The sequence below is a fragment of the Shewanella vesiculosa genome, assembly GCF_009994065.1.
In the GTDB taxonomy this organism is placed as follows: Bacteria; Pseudomonadota; Gammaproteobacteria; order Enterobacterales; family Shewanellaceae; genus Shewanella; species Shewanella vesiculosa.
Map to the genome: position 1 here is coordinate 123,451 of NZ_JAACSD010000005.1, position 21,074 is coordinate 144,524.

Here is a 21,074-nt window from a genome sequence, read left to right on the forward strand (position 1 = left end):
GATGTGTGCATGATAGCGTATTTTGCTATCAAGCTGCGATGGCTAACATCAGTTTTTGCTTATTCAATCACAGCTTTTTGTATTTTGTCTTATGCTGCAGGTTTAATTACCTGAATGCTGAAAATAAATCAGTATGTTTGTCATAGCGTTGCAAAGGCTTCTCGTTCACTTTTCTGGTATCTCTATCGACAGTCGACTATTGGGGTTTTAATCATTTTGTTAATTCTATAGCACTGTATTTATTATATTTTATTGTTTTTTCCTTTTCTGTTGACGTTTACGTTAAGGTGGGAAATCGCTATTGATTATCGTTACCAGTAGTGACTTGTGACGCTATGACACCTCTTTACTCAGAAAATCAACTTAGCCTAAAAAATAACTTGTAAATAAACTGTAAGCAGGGGTTGACAACCTTAGGTAAAAAAAGTGATTCTGTTAGCCAAGGAAAATCAGATTGTTGAATCTGATTCAATAATTATCAGCAGTTAACATTTATTATAAAAAGAGAATCATCAAATGTTTACCCTCATGCTCGTTGTAATTACTACCATTACAACCACCACTATTACCATAGTGGGGGCGGGCTGATTATACCCTAAAAGATTTGTACAACAAGCCCGCTTCTAACATCTGAAGCGGGCTTTTTTGTTTTAATTCTAATCATTTGGTTTTAATTTAATGTTGTCACTCTATTAGTGACATGGAGATTGACATGAAAGTAATGAAATTTGGTGGAACATCACTAGCGAATTGGCCTCGTTTTTCTATGGCGGCAGACATTATTGCTGATACTGCATTAACGGAATCTGTTGCGACTGTACTTTCTGCTCCTGCCACTGTGACCAATGCGCTTTTAGAAATGGTCGATATTGCCGTTAATCAGCAAGATTACCAGTCAGTATTAGACCATATTAGTTCAGTTTATAGTGGACTCTTTTCAGATGCCGCAGCATCACTGATCACGTCTTCTCAGCATCAGTTGCTGGTTGAAAAACTAGCCGTACAAATGCAAATTTGGCAAGACAAACTATATGGGATTAAATTACTAGGTGAATGCCCTGACAGTGTCCGCGCTGAAATCGTAGTCACAGGTGAACGATTGTCGGCGGCATTAATGGAGCAAGTGATGTTGGCAAAAGGCATCACTTCAGCACAACTTGATCCTGTTGCGCTATTTTTAGCTCACGGACAGCCGTTGGAGTCTGTGGTTGATATCACAGTCAGTAAACTACGCTTTGCTTTACTTAAGCTTGAACAATGTCGCGTATGGGTTATGCCTGGTTTTACTGCTGCAGATGCTCATGGCAAAGTGGTGACATTGGGTCGCAATGGTTCTGATTATTCCGCTGCTGTGCTGGCGGCCTGTTTAGATGCCTCTAGTTGTGAGATTTGGACTGACGTTGATGGGGTTTATAATACTGACCCGCGAGTAGTTGCTGATGCTAAATTATTATCACAATTAAGCTATCAAGAGGCGATGGAGTTATCTTATTTTGGTGCTAAAGTGTTGCACCCTAAAACTATTGCACCGATTGCTCAGTATCATATCCCTTGTTATATCAAAAACAGTTTTAATCCATCTGCCCCTGGCACGTTAGTGTCTAATGACGATGATAAAACTGGTTTACAAGTTAAAGCGATTTCAAACCTTGATAATCAAACCATGTTTAACGTTTCTGGTCCTGGTATGAAAGGCATGGTTGGTATGGCAAGCCGAACATTAGCGGTTATTTCTCGCAGTGGTATTTCAGTATCTCTAATTACTCAAAGCTCATCTGAGTACAGTATCAGTTTCTGTGTAGCCACTTCAGATGCCAATAAAGCGAAATGGGCATTAGAGCAAGAGTTTGAACTAGAAATTAAGAGTGAATTACTTGAACCAATAGAGTTACGTCATGACCTGTCGATTGTGTCTCTGATCGGCGATGGCATGAAAACCCACAAGGGAGTCGCGGCTAAGTTTTTTACCGCGTTAGCTAAAGCCAGTGTCAATATTGTTGCGATTGCGCAAGGTTCATCAGAGCGTTCTATTTCAACGGTTATCCAACAGAAGAAAACTAAACATGCCATTGGCGCATGTCATCAAGCCTTTTTTGATGTACAGCAGTATCTCGATGTATTTTTAGTTGGCAGCGGTAATGTGGGGGCGGGTTTATTAGAACAAATTAAGCAACAAGGCTCGATGCTAAAAGATCAGCACATTAGCATTCGTGTTTGTGGCATTGCTAACTCTCGTCAGATGATATTAAGCAGTGAAGGTTTTGAGCTTACTGAATGGCAATCATTATTGGCCGAAAAAGGTCAACCATATGATTTAGCTAAGTTGCTGCAGTGGGGTCAAGAACAACAATTGCTCAACCCTGTGCTGGTTGATTGTACTTCGAGCGAGTTAGTGTCAGATCGTTATCTTGATGTCATGAATGCCGGCTTCCATGTTGTGACACCCAATAAAAAGTCTAATACTCGTGATTATGCTTACTATCAAGAACTGCGTAAAACAGCGTTAACTCAGCGCCGTCAATTTTTATATGAAACCACGGTTGGTGCTGGTTTGCCTGTCATCGATAACCTGAAAAAGCTTATGTACGCGGGAGATAAACTACATAAGTTTAACGGTATATTATCTGGGTCGTTATCGTATATCTTTGGCATGTTAGATGAAGGTATGAGCTTATCGCAAGCAACAGCCATTGCTCGTGATAAGTGTTTTACTGAACCCGATCCTCGCGATGATCTCAGCGGTATGGACGTTGCGCGTAAGGTATTAATTTTAGCCCGTGAAGTCGGTCTACCTTTAGAGCTTGAGGACATTCATGTCGAGTCGGTATTGCCTGTAGGTTTTGATGACTCTGGTGATGTAAATCAATTTATGGCTAATCTGCCTTCATTAGATGCAGAAATATCAGCCCGAGTCGCAGCAGCAAAAGCCGAAGGTAAAGTACTGCGTTATGTTGGCCAAATCGATGAAGGCCAATGCCATGTCAGAATTATTGAAGTGGATGCAACTAATCCGCTTTATAGTGTTAAAGGTGGCGAGAATGCCCTAGCATTTTATAGCCGTTATTATCAGCCGATCCCGTTCGTGTTAAGAGGGTATGGTGCAGGAACTGAAGTGACAGCAGCTGGCGCCTTTGCAGACGTGCTAAGAACCCTAAATTGGACTCGTGAGGTTGGGTTATGAAGCAAACGTTAAAGGTAAGCCAAGACACGCTTACGGTTTATGCGCCTGCATCAATGGGCAACGTGGGGGTGGGATTTGATTTGCTTGGTGCTGCCTTAGCGCCAATCGATGGATCGTTACTGGGTGATAGGGTAATAATTAGTAGTGCGGTTAGCGGCATCAGTTATAGTCAAGTGGGTGAATGGGCGCATAAGCTACCCGCTGACGGCAAAGACAATATCGTTTATCAATGTGCGGAGTTCTTTTTAGATAAATTACAAAGACATGATGGAGTGACTATCTGCCTAGAAAAAAACCTTCCTGTAGGCAGTGGCTTAGGCTCAAGTGCAAGCTCTGTTGTTGCCGCATTATATGCTCTAAATGAACATTTTGGACTGCCGTTTGACCAGCAAGCTTTGTTAGCTTTGATGGGCGAATTTGAAGGTAAAATATCGGGTAGTGTGCATTACGACAATGTTGCACCTTGCTATTTAGGAGGCATGCAATTGATGCTTAACTCTGATAAGCAAGCATGTGCAACCATCCCGAGCTTTGACAATTGGTATTGGGTGGTCGCGTATCCTGGTATCTCGTTATCGACTGCCAAAATGCGCGCATTACTACCTCTACAATATGATAAATCGGTTGCGATTGATTTTGGTCGATACTTGAGTGCTTTTGTTCACGCAAGTTATCAGCAAGATGCAGTATTAGCGATTGAAATGCTAAAAGATGTTTTAGCTGAGCCTTATCGTGCCGCGGCGATTCCAGGTTATACGGATGCTCGGGCAGCATTAACTGACTTAGGCATGCTCACAACAGGTATCTCTGGCAGTGGTCCAACACTGTTTAGTGTGACTGACGATTTAGCCACGGCAGAAAAAGCCAAAGTTTGGTTAATGGAGCATTATATCTCTGAGCCAGGTGGCTTTGCTCATATTTGTAAATTAGATCAACTCGGCACGCGCTGCGTGTAACGTTTAATTTTTAGCATTATTTATATTGAAATTTAAAAGGCAGTCGCAATGGAATTATATAACTTAAAACACCCATCGCAGGTAGTAAACTTCAGCCAAGCCGTCCAGCTTGGCTTAGGTAAAGACAGAGGATTATTTTTCCCAACATCGATTCCGGTGTTAGCCGATATGGATGCATTATTGGCGTTACCTTTTGCTGAGCGCAGTAAAAAAGTGTTGGGTGCATGGTTAGCCGATGAGTTGGGGCAGGACAGTGTAGATACACTGGTTGATAAAGCATTTACCTTTGATGTGCCACTCGTTATGGTGGACGACAAGCGTGCTTGTTTAGAGCTTTTTCATGGCCCAACCTTAGCATTCAAAGATTTTGGTGCTCGATTTATGGCGCAATGCATCGGCTTACTTGCTGAAAACAAAAAACTGACTATTTTAACGGCGACATCCGGTGATACTGGTGCCGCAGTAGCGGATGCATTTTACGGTTTAGATAACGTCAACGTGATGGTGTTGTATCCCAAAGGTAAAATCAGTGAACTGCAAGAAAAAATGTTTACTACTTTAGGTCAAAATATCCATACGGTGGCGGTAACCTCTGACTTTGATGCGTGTCAGGATCTTGTAAAACAAGCATTTGATGACAGCAATATTCGCGAAGATTTAGCCTTAAATTCGGCGAACTCAATTAATATTAGCCGTTTGTTAGCCCAGATCTGTTATTACTTCGAAGCGGTAGCGCAAGCCAAGCAAGCTGGACAAGATGATATTGTATTGTCTGTACCCAGTGGTAACTTTGGTAATTTAACCGCAGGTTTATTTGCTAAAGCTATGGGCCTCCCCATTAAACGCTTTATTGCCGCCACTAACAGTAATGATACTGTACCGCGTTACCTTGTCGACGGAGAATGGCAGCCGCATAAAACAGTGGCAACCATGTCAAATGCTATGGATGTGTCTGAACCGAGTAACTGGCCTCGTGTTGAGGCTATTTGCGCGCAGATGGGGTGGCCGCTATCATTGGTTACTGGTGTTGCACTTTCAGAGTTTGATACTCGTGCCGCATTGCTTCAGTTATATCAGGCTGGCTATCAATCTGAGCCACATGCCGCTATCGCAGCCCATGCATTAACTATCGGTCTGGAGAGTAACGAAACCGGTATATTTCTTGGTACCGCCCATCCTGCTAAGTTTAAGGATGTGGTTGACCGTGAGTTATCGATTAATTTGTCCTTGCCTCCTGAATTGGCTGCAGTTGCACAAAAAGATATCTTGTCAGCGCAGTTACCAGCAGACTTTGAACAGCTTAAGTCACATATGTTTGCAGTATTAAAATAGTTTTTTGCAATATCTAGGACCTTATATCGATTAGATCGCTATAAGGTGCTTTTTTATATTTCAATAATATGATCTTAATCATACCCCAAAAGCTTTATACCAGTGTAGATTAGTAAATAGTGCATTTTTGACTATTATTTAAACATTATCGTTTGGTAAATAGATTACGGGAGAAGACTATGTTGCAACGTTTAATGCACGACCATAAGCATATTGCTATTTTGTTGAATATTCTTTCCAATAAATTGACTCGATTGGCAGATGGCCAAGGAGTCAATTTTAATCTGGTTAGAGATATTGTTGAGTACATGCAGAGTTATGCAGAACACAGCCATCATCCTTTGGAAGACATTATTTTCGATTACTATAGTAATAAAACCGGCCAGGCAAATAGTGGCCAGTTGTATAATGAACATCATCGTTTAGCTGAAGCATCTAGCGCGTTAGTTTATAGCTTGAACATGATCTTATCTGATGTGGTGATTTCACGAGATCAACTTGTTAAAGATCTGCAAGAATATATCGAACTTCAAGAGAAGCATATGCAGTACGAAGAGCGGGATGTGTTTCCGAATTTTGTTAACGTGTTTGATGAAAAGGATTGGCAAAAAGTCACCGTATTATGTGAAAAACGCTTAATTGAAGACCCATTATTCAATGACAGCAATAAAACGGTTTTTGAAGATTTACGTGCCTATATTGAGCATGCAGACAATAAATAAAATGTTTTACTTTGATGAAGATATATTGAAAGTTATCAATGCCTAATCTGACACGATTTTGTTAAACAAAAAGAGCGCATTAAGCGCTCTTTTAATTGATTTTATCGTTAGGCTTTAATGGTGATATAACCCAATTAAAGCACTAGTGTGTTAACATCAAAATCGAATGAATCATCAATATCTTGCAGTTCCCTAAGCAAACGCTGTTTATCCTTAATGGCTTCAATCTCACGCCATTTGCGTTTTTTAGGCGAACTTTTTGAGCGGCTTGGTCTTTCAACAACTTCGTCTAGCGCACCACCATAGTCTAATCGATCCATGGTAACCTCCCTTTTATTATGATGTCTCTGCAGATAAATATCATATAACAGCTATAGGATGCAACACTTGTGTTTCATTAGTGTTACATGTCAGCTGTTTTTTTGTGCTTCATATTGATGTTTTTAGCTAGTGATTAACGATGTTAATAAATGATCAATAAATACATATCCTGAACATAAAAAAACACCCTCAAGACTATTGAGGGTGTTTTGATACAAAGGCTTTGTGGGCGAGCATTAATTTGCCTCAGGCGTTAAAGCTTCCCCTGACGATAAAGATTGATCAACGCATTACTTGATGAGTCTAATTGTGTTGCCTCTTCTTTAGCACCAATACGCTCCAATACATCATTACCTAGCTGCTTGCCGAGCTCCACTCCCCATTGATCAAATGAGTTGATTTGCCATATTGCACCTTGAACAAATGTTTTATGTTCATATAGCGCAATCAACGCGCCTAAGGTCGTTGGCGTCAGTTTATTCATTAATAAAGTATTACTGGGTTTGTTACCTGACATGACCTTATGTTTAGCAATAAGCGGTATTTGAGCCGCGTCTAATGAACTATTACTCAGTTCTGCTAGTGCTTCATCATAAGTTCGGCCTTGCATTAACGCTTGAGTTTGTCCAAAGCAGTTTGATGCAAGTTGGTCATGATGCTCACCTAACGGATTATGGCTCTGAAGTGGCATGATAAAGTCCGCAGGGATAAGTGATGTTCCTTGATGCAGCAACTGGTGGTAAGCATGTTGTCCATTAGTACCTTCACCCCCCCAAATAACAGGACCCGTGCTGTAATCAACATCACTACCGTCTAAGGTGACTGATTTTCCATTACTTTCCATATCTAATTGCTGGAAATAAGCAGGCAGACCGCGTAGATAATGATCATAAGTCAAAATGACGTGTGCTTGAGCACCATGGAAGTTGCCGTATAAAACCGATAGCATTGCCATGATCACTGGCATATTCTGTTCGACAGGTGTATTGGAAAAATGCTCATCCATTTGATGTGCGCCATCCAGCAAGGCTTTAAAGTTATCCATGCCAATAAGTAGCGCAATAGGTAAACCAATCGCTGACCATAAAGAGTAGCGGCCGCCAACCCAGTCCCACATTGGGAATATGTTGCTAGCGTCCATACCAAACTCTGTTGCTTTAGTCACATTTGATGTCACGGCAACAAAGTGCTTAGCGACATCTTGTTGGCCTGCACCTTGAGCTAAAAACCAGTCTTTAGCGCTCAGAGTATTAGTGAGTGTCTCTTGGGTACTGAATGATTTCGATGACATCACAAACAAGGTTGTTTCAGCGTTGAGATTTTTTAGCTTTTCACATATAGAGGTCGCATCAACATTGGCAACAAAATGACAGTTAAGTCCTTCTTGCCAATAGGGTCTTAGCGCTTGTGATACAATTTTGGGGCCAAGGAATGAACCTCCAATACCAATACTCACAATGTCAGTAATCGCTTTACCTGTATAACCTTTCCACTCTCCAGATTGAACAGAGCCAACAAATTTAGCCATTTTAGCTAATGTTTGTTGTATTTCAGGAACGATGTTCGCCCCTTCAGCCATGATAGTTTGAGTTGATTTACTGCGCAGTGCAGTATGTAATACCGAGCGTTGTTCAGTGTTGTTAATCACATCACCATTAAACATCGCGGTAATTTTATCACTCAGTTTTGCTTCTTTAGCGAGAGAGAATAGCAGCTTAAGTGTTTCATCGTTCACACGGTTTTTAGAATAATCTAAAAACAGACCACAAGCCGCAACGCTCATTTGTTCAAAACGTTGTGGGTTTTGGGCAAATAATTCGCGCATGTGAGGTAGTTGACTTGAATGCGTTTGTAGCGCTTTCCAAGTCGTGCTTTGAGTCAGTGTAGTCACGAGTAAAGCCTCCAACTAGCTTAATTTTGTCTTTAGCATAACTTCTAGTTTGCCTTGATCGATGGCAAAGTTACGAATCCCTTCAGCTAATTTATCCACAGCCATTGGATCTTCATTAAATGCCCAGCGGAACTGTGCTTCAGTGAGTGCTGCTGGAGCCGAATGTGTTGCTGCTGTTGCCACTAACTTTTCGCTGATTTCAATATCAGTATTCGCTAACTCTTCTAGTAACGCAGGGCCAATCGTTAGACGATCACAACCAGCAAGCTCAATAATTTCACCGATATTTCTGAAACTGGCACCCATTACAACAGTGTTATAGCCGTGCTGCTTGTAGTAGTTATATATCTCAGTAACAGAGACTACACCAGGATCGGTTTGTGCTGTGTAATCTTGGCCTGTGTCTTTTTTATACCAATCTAAGATGCGACCAACAAAAGGTGAAATCAAGTATACGCCAGCTTCGGCACAAGCTCTTGCTTGAGCAAAGCTAAATAGTAATGTTAGATTGCAGTTTATCCCTTCTTGTTCAAGTTCTTTTGCAGCGCAAATACCTTCCCAAGTTGAAGCTAGTTTTATCAAAATACGCGATTTGTCTATACCAGCGTCTTGGTATAATTTGATTAGCTTGTGCGCTTTGTCAATTGAGCCTTGTTTGTCAAATGATAAGCGTGCATCGACTTCCGTTGAGATACGGCCTGGTACTAGCTTTAAAATTTCAACACCAATATTGACAGCCAGTTTATCACCAGCATCTTCGATCTGTTGTTCAACATTTTGGCTTTGGTTTTTTGCCCATTCAATCGCATTTTCGATAAGAAAAGCGTATTCAGGGATTTGTGAGGCTTTCAAGATTAGCGACGGGTTAGTTGTGGCATCTTCAGGCTGATAACGCTTAATTGCCTCTATGTCGCCAGTATCAGCAACGATGGTAGTGAATGATTTGAGTTGCGCGAGTGCATTGGCCATGGAAATTTCCTCTCGATAAGCAATGAAAATAGATCAATGCCTTTATTAGAAGCGATTTTAGGGATTATTCCAACTTTATTTGTAAAAAAATTACCAAATTTTCCGTTATTTTCGCTTATTTAAAGCCATTATTGTCGTTAAATAGACAGAATTGGTTAGTTTATACGGTGCAGAGTTCCAATTCTATTACCTGAATGTCAGTGTCAGCCACTGTTGTAAGGCTTATTAGGTTGTTCTTAAAATAAAAAAGCCGCTGCAAGCAGCGACTTTTAAAGTATAGCGTATCAATATTACAATTAACGTAATACTGCGCGTTTTTCGGTACCCGTCACGATAGCTTCGATACGACGGTTAACACGGTTAGCTTCTGCTGAACTACCTTGCATAACAGGTTGAGTGATACCGTAACCAACAGCATTGATTCTGCTTTTGCTAATGCCATACTTTGTGTTCAGTGCATTTGCAACCGCTACAGCACGACGCTCAGAAAGCTTCATGTTGTATTCTGCTTTACCTACGTTAGACGCATGGCCTCCGATAGATACAGTATGTTGTGGGTATTTGTTCATGAAATCTGCTAGTTTTTCTAAATCAGCAAATGAGCCGGCACGGATCTCTGCTGAGTCATTAGCAAACAAAATACCACCTAAGTCATGCTTAGTGGTGATGTTTTCATAAACAGTACAACCTGTAGCATCAACTTTGTGTGTTAAAGGAGTATTTGGACATTTGTCCATGTTATCTTTAACACCATCTTTGTCAGCATCACCAGGTGTTACAGCAACAATTGGAGCCACTACTGGAGCAACAACTGCAGCAGGAGCGCTAGTACCAAAACGATAACTTAGCTCAAGACCCCAGTAGTTACTTTCCATTGAAAGTGTATTCCACTTTTCTTCGTCAAGGTTTTCATAACGACGGTATTTAGCTTGTAATTTTAGGTTATCAGTAAAGTTATAACCAACACCAGCACCTAAATATGGTGCAATACCGCTATCACTGTAATATTCAGTGTTGTACTCTTTTTTGTTGGAGATTAAGTAGTTTAATGCACCGGCTTCAGCAGATAAACTCCACTTGTCAGCTAATGGGTAAAAACCAACAAAACCTAATGACATACCACGAACACCAACATCATTACGTTTGTTTGAATAATCAGTCCATTCAGCGCGGCCAAGGTCACGATAACCTAATTCAATTCCGACGTATTCGTTAAATAAATAACCACCAAATACATCCCAAGCATATGGGTCATCTTCACCACACACTTTCATGGTTTTTTGGTCACAGTTTGGTTCATAGTTATTGACGCCTAAACCACCACCAACGTACCAAGGTGTTAATTCTTGAGCAGCTGATGCAGCGAAAGGCAACATAGATGTGAGTAATACTACTTTTAATGTGTTCTTCATCATATTTTTATAGTCCATTGTTATTTTACTCCACCAAATATGCATGTAACGGAGTTGTTATCTTCATGCATTGCTGACGCTTAATGTGGTGTTCCTTTGTATTTTAGTCAGCGGCGCAAGTATGGGTGGTAATTAGATGTTTTTCCATAGTAAAAAAGATTAATTTTTGGTAATGGTCGGTAAAATACCAGTGCAATAAAATTGAAGCGACATAGAAAAAGTAAGTAAAATCATAAGCTAAGTGTGATTGTTTTATTTTGGCATTGATTGGGGAGTAATTGTGAATATAGTACTGATTTTTAATGTTTTTGCTTTTTATGCCTCTAATGAGCATATTTGGGGGGTGAAAATAAAAATACGCCCAGAAGGCGTATTTTTGGTCTAATAATAAGTTAGTTTAACGAGTCCATACCCAGTTTTCGATTTCTTCTGGATCCACACCATTGGCTTTGATGTAGTTCTTATGGTCAACTAATCGTTGCAACATATCTGTGGTGATGGTCACATGTTGTGTTTCATCAATCACACCTTGCTGGAATAATTTGTAAGCCATATCGATCACTAAGTGATAGCGAGATGTACCGTTACGCACTCCCATATCAAATGGTGTCGTCGTTGAACCTTCTTCTTCATAACCTTTAATACGGAAACGACGGTTACCTTTATAATCAAAGACCAATTTCTTGATGGTATTTGGATAACCATGGTAATTAAATACCACACCTTTATCTTGGGTAAATACTTCATCCATCATCCAAGGTTTGCTTTGAAATTCAAGGCTGCCTAAACCGCTACTGTGAAGTTCTGACACGCTGACAAAACGGATACGTACTCTTGGTAGTATTTCACGAATGAGAACTAAAGAAGCCATACATTCTTGAGTTGCATAATCACCACAACCAGCTAGTACCACATCAGGATTGGTATCTGAGGCGAAATCCCATACCATCATGCCATCTTTAGCTTGTTGACGAGCTTCAGCTAAAGATAACCATTGAGGTAAAGATTTTTTACCCGCAACAATAATATTCAGTTTGTCTCTGTCAGCATAAGCTTTTTCGGTATATACCAAGGTGCTGTTTGCATCTGCTGGCAAGTAAGCAGAGATAATTTCTGGGTGCTTCTCTAACATCGCGCCTAGGAATGATGGGTTCTGATGAGAGTAACCGTTGTGATCTTGACGTTCTAATAACGATGACAATACTACGTTACATGCTGGAATTGGCTTACGGAAATGGATCCCTTGGCTGGCATGGACATATTTACAGTATTGGTCAGCCATTGATGACACTACCTGAGAAAAAGATTCATAAGTAGGGAACATACCGTGACGGCCGGTTACTGTGTAGCCATGTAACATACCAAATAACAAGTTTTCAGATAACAACTCAATCACGCGGCCATCGCGCGACATATCTTGGTCCCAGCTTTCTATAGGCCATTGCCATGAACGATCTGTTTCTTCAAATACAGCTTGTAACTGATTTGAATAAGTTTCATCTGGACTGAAAATACGCAGGTTGCGTTGATCGCGGTTCAGTTTGAATGCATCACGCATCCATTCTCCCATTTTCAACATTGAAAAACCACGATGGCCACGAGGTGTTTCAGCACCATAACCCAGTTTGCTTAAATCTGGATTCGTTAAAGCGCGAACGACTTCACCGCCATAACTTAAACGTTGGCGACCACAGCATAAATCCTTTGGTGGCATTAATGACATGATGTCTTTATCAAATATCAGTTCGCCGCTTTCAGTCGTTTGTACTAGCTCATCAAACTTATAGCTGGCTAACCATGTATTGAGTGCTTCTAAATGGCCTTTATCTTTAGCACAGTTGCTGACAATCACTTGATGAGATTCACAGTTACCGGCTAACTTTTTGCCATCATATTCAGCTGTACCCGTCCAACCTTTAGCTGTTCTCATTAAAATAACTGGCCAACGAGGTTTCACAACGTCTTCACCAGAACGAGCGCGACGTTGAATGTGAGTGATCATTTCATAAGACAAGTCCATTGCCGCTGTCATTTGTTCAAAGATATCTGTTTCCATTTCATCATCAACTATGATGGGGTGATAACCAAGGCCACGGAATTCGAGATCCAGTTCTTCATGGCTCATGCGGCCCATACGGGTTGGACCTGAGATCTTATAACCGTTAATATGGACGATTGGCAGAACCGCACCGTTATGCTCAGGAGAGACTAAGCGGTTAGCATACCAAGATGCCGCTAATGGGCCGGTTTCCGCTTCACCGTCACCGATCAAGCAAGCGGCAATAAGATTTGGGTTATCTAATACAGACCCCCAAGCGACAGAAAGTGAATAACCAAGCTCACCACCTTCTAATATTTGGCCAGGAGCTTCTGGGTTTGCATGTGATGGATAGCCGTAGGCTGCTGAGAATTTTTTACAGATATCTTCGATACCGGTTTCTGTGAATGGAATGGTCTCAGGATAGAAATGACTAAGTGAACCTTCAACAAATAAGTTAGCTTGCACAGCTGGGAAACCGTGGCCAGGACCAACAAGGTAAATGAATTCACGCTTATGCTTAACAATAAGACGGTTAACGTTCGCGTAGACAAAGTTAATACCAGGACATGTTCCCCAGTGACCGAGTAGACGAGGTTTGATATCTGTATGTTGTAACGGACGCTTAAAAAGTACGTTTTGCTTCAGATAAATCTGCGATGTCGCAAGGAAGTTCGTTGCTCTTACGTATTTTTTTAGCGCGATGATTTCATTTGGGTTAGTCATAGTGACCTCTATTAAAAGTGAAAAACTTATTTAACCTTCTTTGAGAACACTGTATCTGTAATTTAGTTACAATAATGTGGCCTTTATCTAATTTCTGAGTAATGAGGTTTGGTTTCGATCGCATTTATTGTTGATTTGTCGCTAATTACTTGAAATTTAATAACGATTCAAATGCTTTTTAAACATAGAGCATTAATAGTAGAAATGATAAAGTGTGACTGAGATCACTTGTTAATTTTTGTTTTGTTGATGTTATTGCAACGTTTCATTTACTTAATCGATGTGTATGCTAGGTAACGTAGCTTTAGCATTCGTAGTCCTGAGTGATCAATACCTATTAATCCACGACCATAACCTTTTATAATGGCGACTTTATATAGGTACTTTTATTAGTATTACCGTTTTACACATAGCAGCTTGCACATGACGTGCTTGGTCTGTGCCTTATGTGTTTTATATTCAGTGCAATGGCCTGATACAGAAAAATAACCTTATAACGGGGAAGATTAGACAATATGGCAATGTTAGAGACGATTGTTAATTTCATGAATAGCTTGCTTTGGGGCAAATTATTGGTTTATGGGTTGGTGGGAGCAGGGTTATTTTTTACTATTCGTCTTGGTTTTATTCAAATTACCCATTTTGTGCACGGTATTAAAGTACTCGCGATAAGCCGCCGTCCAGGTAAGCATGGCTTATCATCATTTCAAGTTTTTTGTACCAGTATGGCTGCACGTGTCGGAGCTGGTAATATGGCTGGTGTCGCGGTTGCAATTGGAACAGCAGGGCCAGGTGCCGTGTTTTGGATGTGGGCTATAGCAGTATTGGGTATGGCTACTGCGATGATAGAGTCGACTCTTGCTCAGGTTTATAAAGTCAAAGATGGTGATGGTCAATACCGTGGCGGTCCAGCTTATTATATGGAGAAAGGCCTTGGTCAGCGTTGGATGGGCGTGGTTTTTTCTATCTTCCTAATTTTAGCATTTGGTCTTGTATTTAATGCTGTTCAAGCCAATACCATTACAGGTGCAATGACTCAAGTTTTTGGTTTTGAACCACTATATATCGGTATTGGTATTGTTATCTGCAGTGCGTTTGTCATTGTAGGTGGCCTTAAAAAAGTTGCTAAAGCATCTGAGCTCATTGTACCTGTCATGGCGATTGCTTATATTGCTATAGCATTTGTTGTTGTTGGGATGAATATTGAGAAGTTACCTGACATATTCATGTTAGTTATTAACAGTGCATTTGGTTGGCAAGAAGCCGCTGCTGGTGGTGTTGCTTATAGTGTTGCTCAAGCAATGCAAGCCGGTATTGCTCGAGGATTATTTTCAAACGAAGCCGGTATGGGAAGTGCAGCAAACGTGGCTGCCAGCGCATCTCCAAATCCTAATCACCCTGCATCGCAAGGTTTTGTGCAAATGATGGGTGTATTTGTCGATACTATTGTTATTTGTACTGCAACGGCTGCAATTATTTTATTGTCTGGTGATGCAGCATCTAGCTCAGATGGCATTGCGAAAACGATTAGTGCACTTACCAGCCATGTGGGTGATTGGGGGGGAGCATTTATTGCCTTTGCCATTTTACTTTTCTGCTTTACGTCTATTATTGCGAACTATTCTTACGCAGAAACTAATGTCATGTTCCTGTCTGGTAATAGTAAAAAAGCTTTGCCTATATTTCGCGTAGTTGTTTTAGGTATGGTGATGTTCGGTTCACTGGCTAAAATCAGTCTAGTATGGGATTTAGCCGATGTATCAATGGGATTAATGGCTATTGTTAATATTGTGGCCTTATTGTTGTTGTCTGGCCTAGCGATTCGAGTTATTAACGACTATCGGGAACAGATTGATGCGGGTATCGATCCAGTATTTGATACCAGTAAATTTCCAGAGTTAGCCGATCAATTAGAAGAAAAAATTTGGCCTAATTCTTCAGAGCCTATAAAGAAATAAACTCGGGTATAGAGTGTTTACTCGAATAGCTCAATCGAAAAAACCATGCTAATGCGGCATGGTTTTTTTATATCAGTTCAGTATGATGACGTTATGATTTTATCCGGAGCTTACTTATGTTGGTTTTAGTTTCACCTGCGAAAACATTAGATTTCGAACATTCACCTATTTCTAATACCCATACTCAGCCGCGCTTTTTAAAACAAAGCCAAGCGTTGATTGATGTTTGCCGTGAATTAACTCCCATGGATATTGCCAGCTTGATGAAGGTGAGTGATAAAATAGCAGGGCTGAATGCCGCTCGGTTTGCTGATTGGCAGCCACAGTTTACCTTAGATAATGCTAAGCAGGCCATTTTTGCCTTTAGAGGAGATGTGTATACAGGCTTTGATGCAGATAATTTATCTGAGTCACAAATGGCTTCTAGTCAAAAACATTTACGTATTTTATCTGGTTTGTATGGCTTACTTAAACCACTAGATTTAATCCAACCGTATCGCTTAGAAATGGGCACTAAACTGGCAAACCCTGAAGGTAATAACTTGTATGCTTTCTGGGGAGAAACGATTACAGAAGCTGTTAATCAAGCATTGAAAGAGCAGGGCGATGATATCATTGTTAACTTAGCCTCTAATGAGTACTTTAAGTCTGTCAAAGTAAAACAACTTCAAGGTCAGCTAATTACCCCTGTGTTTAAAGACTGCAAAAAGGGCCAATTTAAAGTGATTAGTTTTTATGCCAAAAAAGCTCGTGGTTTGATGGCGCGCTATATTATTGATACTAATCCCACTTCTGTTAAGCAATTAACTGAGTTTGATCTTGAAGGCTATTACTACAGCGAAGCGCAGTCGACTCCCACAGAGCCTGTATTTTTACGCGCCGAACAAAAGTAAAACTTTAAGTCCATAGCCTTAGCCAATAAAAAAGCCCTTAAACAAGGGCTTTTTAGTCATCAAATTCTGAGCTCAATTGAACTTAATAGCGCTACAACTCGCTAGTGTTGGTCTTTTTGCTCGGTAACAGGTCTTAAATCAATTTCTGATTGTGCCATCATGTAGGCAAATTGGACATAAGCTGCTGCACTTTGTGCCAGTTTCTTAGGATCAATTTTATCTAATGTATCATTCGGCGTGTGGTGATAATCAAAGTAGTCTGTGCCATCTTGGTTCAATGAAGCAACCGGTACACCTAATGCAGGTAGCATCGACACATCCGGTCCGCCTGAAGCGTTATTATTGCCAAGCTCAACCCCATTAAGTGTTATGGCAGAGTGTTGTTGTTTCACTTGCTCGAATGTGGCGGGGTTAACATTAAAATCAATTTTATAAATAGGTCCTGCACCAAAATCAGATTCCGCCGCAATATAATGCTTGCCTAACTCATCAGCATGTTGCGCTGCATAGGCTTTACCACCAACTAAACCCACTTCTTCAGCTGCGTATAATACCACTCGAATAGTACGTGCAGGTTTTTGCGGTAAGTCTTGAATGAGTTTAGCTGCGGTGGTAACAATCGCCACACCCGCACCATTATCAATTGCACCTGTGCCTTCATCCCACGAATCAAGATGAGCACCGATAAGAACGATTTCATCTGGTTTACTGCTTCCAGTGACTTCGGCTATAACATTATAAGATGTCGCAATACCTAAATTTTCTGAGGTCATATTCAGTGATAGGGTGATGTTAGGATTACGCTTTAACATGGCATTAATCAAATCTGCATCAGGGTTAGACATTGCTGCGGCAGGAATTTTAGGCGTTCCTTCTTCGTAACGCATCATTCCTGTGTGTGCCATTCTGTCATGATCTGTGCCAATGGAACGGATAACAATTGCTAAGGCTCCTTTCTGGGCCGCAACAATGGCTCCTCGAGAGCGGCCACCAACAGCCTCGCCATAACCTTTACCTGTAATGTGGCGTTCAGTTTTACGGTCAATAAACACTATTTTGCCTTCAATGCGCCCCGGCGATGCGTTGGATAACTCTTCTAAACTGTCAAAGCGTACAATCTGTGCTTGAATTCCGTTAACTGGGGTTGCAACACTGCCACCTAAGGCTGTCACAACTAAAGGTTGCTCATAAGGCGCTACGATACTCGCGTGTGCGCTGCCTCTAGACCAAGCAGGAACTTGAACCGATTCTTTATATACTTTATCAAATCCGAGCGACCACAGTTTTTCCATCGCCCAATCAACGGCCATGATGTCTTTGTCTGTACCCGCTAATCGTGGACCGACTTCTACGGTAAGCGATTCAACAATGTCATAACTTAAACGTGATGATAAAGCTTGCTTAGCCAATTGTTGACTGATTTTGGCATCATCTGAATTATTGATAACTAAACTGGCATCACTCATTTTAGTGGGTACGGGGGTTTGACACCCGAGTAGAGTGGTAAATATGGCTCCGACGAGTGTTGCTCTTTGATAGTTTTTCATGAGTTTCCTTTGATTATTTTAGCTAAGTCTCATTTTTTACAACAATCTACCAAAAAGTGTGCTTTATGTCCCGACTCTATTTGTAAGGGAACGCTATATTAGTGCGGGGTTAGATGAAGGAGAAGAGCGCGTGATGGATATAGATAAAATGCAACAGCAAGCAGATCATGCGGTCGTATTGCTAAAAGCATTAGCAAATGAACGTAGACTGTTTATTTTGTGTCATCTTCTTAATGAAGGTGAAATGTGTGTTGGTGAAATGAATAAGAAGTTGGGGCTAAGTCAATCTGCTTTATCTCAACATTTGGCATGGCTTCGTAAAGACAAATTAGTCTGTACTAGGAAAGAGGCGCAAACCGTTTTTTATTCGTTAAAAAGTGATGAGGTAAAAGAGTTAATTCAAGTATTAAATAATATGTATTGTTATTAAACTGACTCCGCAAACGTCTTAACGGGCACATCTTATTTATTGATGCCTTAGTTAAGACGTTTAGTTTTTGCTACTAATATTATGCTTTACTCTTTCACATCAATCGAATACTGCCTTTTCTTACAAGCCTTATATTCTATAGCATGATGATTACTACCATTGAATATCGTTATCAATGAGATCAAATCAATTATCTCTTACTCCAATAAATTCAATATCTTTGCAGTATTTAGCGTTGCTATTTACCATCTGTTATCCGTTCAATGAGTCTGTATATCATTCTTTTGAGAGCGCTTAGGTCAAAGTGTCTGTTAGATCTGTTAGAAATGAGTAAATCAATTTAGCGCTAAACAATGAGTGGTTATTTTTAGATAAGTGTTAAAGAGGCTGCGGATACTCATGGTGAGCGATTGTATTAATTGAGGTGTGTTAAATTATCATAAGGAAAAACAAGCGGGTAAAATGTAGATATAAAAAAACCGGCCTGAGCCGGTTTTTGGAAACTTAAACTACAAAAAACTAAGCTGCAATAGCTTTGATCTTTGCGTTTAAGCGTGCCTTCTGACGAGCGGCTTTATTCTTGTGAATAAGACCTTTAGTCGCCATACGGTCAACAATTGGTTGTGCAGTAGCGAATGCTTCTGTAGCCGCTTTATGGTCACCACTTTTGATAGCAGCGATGACTTTTTTAACGTATGTACGTAACATAGAGCGACGGCTAGCGTTATGCTGGCGACGCTTTTCAGACTGAAGCGCGCGCTTCTTTGCAGACTTGCTATTAGCCAAGGTGCAACTCCTAAAAACTGGATTTGATACTTTTAAGGCCGAGGAATATGCCTGCTTTTTGTCGCCTTGTCAACGACTACAGCTGAATAATCATCATAAAGATAAATTAATCCAACCTAGCATGCCAAACTTCAACCCAACTCGTGTAATATGTGGCGCAATTCTACCAGCTCTTTGGTCTGTGTGACAGGGTTAGAATAGAATATTTGTTATAAATCCCATTAATTTCTTAGAAGTAACCACGTTTCAGGGGGCTGTTTGAGCAAAAAATTATTTAAATCAGGTCTAATAGTTAGTGTTATGACATTGATTTCTCGAGTATTAGGCTTGGTCCGTGATGTGGTTATTGCGAATCTTATGGGAGCCGGTAGTAGTGCTGATGTGTTCTTTTTTGCTAATAAAATCCCTAATTTTTTAAGACGTTTATTTGCTGAAGGTGCTTTTGCGCAGGCGTTCGTGCCGGTACTGACTGAGTATCAGGAAAAAATGACTCCAGAAGATACTCGTGAGTTGTTAAGTAAGGTTGCAGGTACTTTAGGGGTACTGGTTACGATTGTAACCTTAGTTGGCGTTGTGTGTTCACCAGTGCTTGCAGCACTTTTTGGCGGTGGCTGGTTTGTCGATTGGCTAAATGATGGCCCCAATGCTGAAAAATTTGAACTTGCTTCAGTGATGTTAAAAATTACCTTTCCTTATTTATGGTTTATTACCTTCACTGCATTAGCCGGCTCAATTCTCAATACTCGCGGGCGCTTTGCAGTGTCAGCGTTTACGCCGGTTTTCTTAAATGTGGCCATCATTACCGTGGCTTTATGGTATGCACATACGTTAGAAAATCCTGAGATTGGCTTAGCTTGGGGGGTATTTTTTGGCGGCCTTATTCAATTTTTGTTCCAAATCCCATTTTTGATCCGCGAGAAAGCGCTCGTTAAACCTTCATGGGGATGGAATCATCCTGGCGTAGTGAAAATCAGAACTTTGATGATCCCTGCATTATTCGGGGTGTCGGTATCACAAATTAATTTATTGTTTGACACTTTTATTGCCAGTTTTTTGATGACAGGGTCGATAAGTTGGCTCTACTACGCCGATCGACTATTGGAGTTTCCTTTAGGCTTATTTGGGATTGCGATCGCGACTGTTATTCTCCCTGCACTGTCACAAAAACATGTGAATGCCGAAGGCAGTGGCTTTAATCACACTATGGATTGGGGGGTTAAAGCCATTTTGCTACTGGGGACTCCGGCTATGTTAGGATTAATCGTTCTGGCTAAACCCATGTTAATGGTGCTGTTTATGCGAGGTGCATTTAGCGTTAATGACGTTGAAATGGCATCGTACAGCTTGGTTGCATACGGTTGTGGTTTATTAAGTTTTATGATGATTAAAGTGTTAGCGCCGGGATACTATTCGCGCCAAGATACTAAAACACCGGTTAAATATGGCATCATTGCCATGGTGAGTAATATGGCCTTTAACCTTATTTTTGCGATTCCATTTGGTTATGTGGGGTTAGCTATTGCGACATCAATGTCTGCGTTATTGAATGCTGGCTTGTTATACAGAGGTTTGCATAAGGCGGGCGTTTATCAAATGAGCCGACAAACCTTGTTTTTCTCATTTAAAGTGATCATCTCTACAGCATTGATGACTATTGCACTTGTGTATTTTATGCCACAACAAAGCATATGGCTTGAATGGCACACTTTTGAGCGGATGTTTATGTTAATTGAGCTTATTGTTGGCGGCGCAGTTATTTATCTGTTGAGTTTGCTTGTGTTGGGTGTTCGACCTTGGAAAATTAAACGTCAGAGATAAATTATCCTATTCTAATTGCAGGGCGAGTATCGGCAGAATATCCTAAATCGGCTGTAATAATCTCAGGTTGAAACTCGCATCTGACATTGGTTTG

The 21,074-nt window shown here is 40.7% G+C and carries 15 protein-coding genes; 8 read left to right on the top strand and 7 right to left on the bottom strand.

Annotated elements, in window-relative coordinates:
- Positions 1-712: 712 nt before the first annotated feature.
- From thrA to GW828_RS05295, 4 genes are all read left to right on the top strand, one after another.
- The gene (gene thrA, locus GW828_RS05280) at positions 713-3,181 is read left to right on the top strand and encodes a bifunctional aspartate kinase/homoserine dehydrogenase I (protein WP_273057691.1); all 2,469 of its coding nucleotides are present in this window, start codon (positions 713-715) and stop codon (positions 3,179-3,181) included.
- Positions 3,178-4,137, top strand: a complete 960-nt coding sequence (thrB, locus tag GW828_RS05285; RefSeq protein ID WP_273057692.1) for a homoserine kinase — start codon at positions 3,178-3,180, stop codon at positions 4,135-4,137. The genes thrA and thrB overlap by 4 nt, the downstream gene beginning before the upstream one ends.
- A gap of 48 nt (positions 4,138-4,185) precedes the next feature.
- A complete protein-coding gene (thrC, locus tag GW828_RS05290) occupies positions 4,186-5,469 on the top strand; it encodes a threonine synthase (RefSeq protein ID WP_273057693.1) in 1,284 nt (427 codons plus the stop codon).
- 179 nt (positions 5,470-5,648) lie between these two features.
- Complete coding sequence (locus GW828_RS05295) at positions 5,649-6,191, top strand: hemerythrin domain-containing protein (protein ID WP_124017135.1); 543 nt, start codon at positions 5,649-5,651, stop codon at positions 6,189-6,191.
- A gap of 134 nt (positions 6,192-6,325) precedes the next feature.
- Here GW828_RS05295 and GW828_RS05300 read toward each other — a convergent pair whose 3' ends face one another.
- From GW828_RS05300 to GW828_RS05320, 5 genes are all read right to left on the bottom strand, one after another.
- On the bottom strand, positions 6,326-6,511 hold the full coding sequence (locus tag GW828_RS05300; protein ID WP_124017136.1) for a DUF3545 family protein: 186 nt from the start codon (positions 6,509-6,511) through the stop codon (positions 6,326-6,328).
- 254 nt (positions 6,512-6,765) lie between these two features.
- Positions 6,766-8,403, bottom strand: a complete 1,638-nt coding sequence (gene pgi, locus GW828_RS05305) for a glucose-6-phosphate isomerase (protein ID WP_124017137.1) — start codon at positions 8,401-8,403, stop codon at positions 6,766-6,768.
- Between the two features lie 15 nt (positions 8,404-8,418).
- On the bottom strand, positions 8,419-9,372 hold the full coding sequence (tal, locus tag GW828_RS05310; protein ID WP_182742471.1) for a transaldolase: 954 nt from the start codon (positions 9,370-9,372) through the stop codon (positions 8,419-8,421).
- A gap of 296 nt (positions 9,373-9,668) precedes the next feature.
- Positions 9,669-10,787 (bottom strand): OmpA family protein, encoded by a 1,119-nt coding sequence (locus GW828_RS05315; protein ID WP_165870136.1) that lies wholly within the window; start codon positions 10,785-10,787, stop codon positions 9,669-9,671.
- A 394-nt stretch (positions 10,788-11,181) separates the two neighbouring features.
- Positions 11,182-13,548, bottom strand: a complete 2,367-nt coding sequence (locus GW828_RS05320) for a phosphoketolase family protein (RefSeq protein ID WP_273057694.1) — start codon at positions 13,546-13,548, stop codon at positions 11,182-11,184.
- Between the two features lie 521 nt (positions 13,549-14,069).
- Between GW828_RS05320 and GW828_RS05325 the strand changes: the two genes are divergently transcribed.
- Both GW828_RS05325 and yaaA read left to right on the top strand, forming a co-directional pair.
- Positions 14,070-15,506 carry an alanine/glycine:cation symporter family protein gene (locus GW828_RS05325; protein ID WP_124017221.1) on the top strand — a complete coding sequence of 479 codons (1,437 nt, stop codon included), beginning with the start codon at positions 14,070-14,072 and terminating at the stop codon, positions 15,504-15,506.
- A gap of 116 nt (positions 15,507-15,622) precedes the next feature.
- Complete coding sequence (gene yaaA, locus GW828_RS05330) at positions 15,623-16,399, top strand: peroxide stress protein YaaA (RefSeq protein ID WP_273057695.1); 777 nt, start codon at positions 15,623-15,625, stop codon at positions 16,397-16,399.
- Between the two features lie 101 nt (positions 16,400-16,500).
- On the opposite strand, the gene GW828_RS05335 is transcribed toward yaaA, so the two are convergent.
- Positions 16,501-17,946, bottom strand: coding sequence for a M28 family metallopeptidase (locus GW828_RS05335; RefSeq protein ID WP_273057696.1), 1,446 nt, complete (start codon positions 17,944-17,946; stop codon positions 16,501-16,503).
- A 133-nt stretch (positions 17,947-18,079) separates the two neighbouring features.
- On the opposite strand from GW828_RS05335, the gene GW828_RS05340 reads away from it, so the two are divergent.
- A complete protein-coding gene (locus tag GW828_RS05340; protein ID WP_124017143.1) occupies positions 18,080-18,376 on the top strand; it encodes an ArsR/SmtB family transcription factor in 297 nt (98 codons plus the stop codon).
- Positions 18,377-18,895: 519 nt separating this feature from the next.
- Here the strand turns inward: GW828_RS05340 and rpsT are convergent.
- Positions 18,896-19,162: a 30S ribosomal protein S20 gene (gene rpsT, locus GW828_RS05345; protein WP_124017144.1), complete on the bottom strand. Its 267-nt coding sequence runs from the start codon at positions 19,160-19,162 to the stop codon at positions 18,896-18,898.
- A 258-nt stretch (positions 19,163-19,420) separates the two neighbouring features.
- On the opposite strand from rpsT, the gene murJ reads away from it, so the two are divergent.
- Positions 19,421-20,980, top strand: coding sequence for a murein biosynthesis integral membrane protein MurJ (gene murJ / locus GW828_RS05350; protein WP_124017145.1), 1,560 nt, complete (start codon positions 19,421-19,423; stop codon positions 20,978-20,980).
- Positions 20,981-21,074 lie beyond the last annotated feature (94 nt).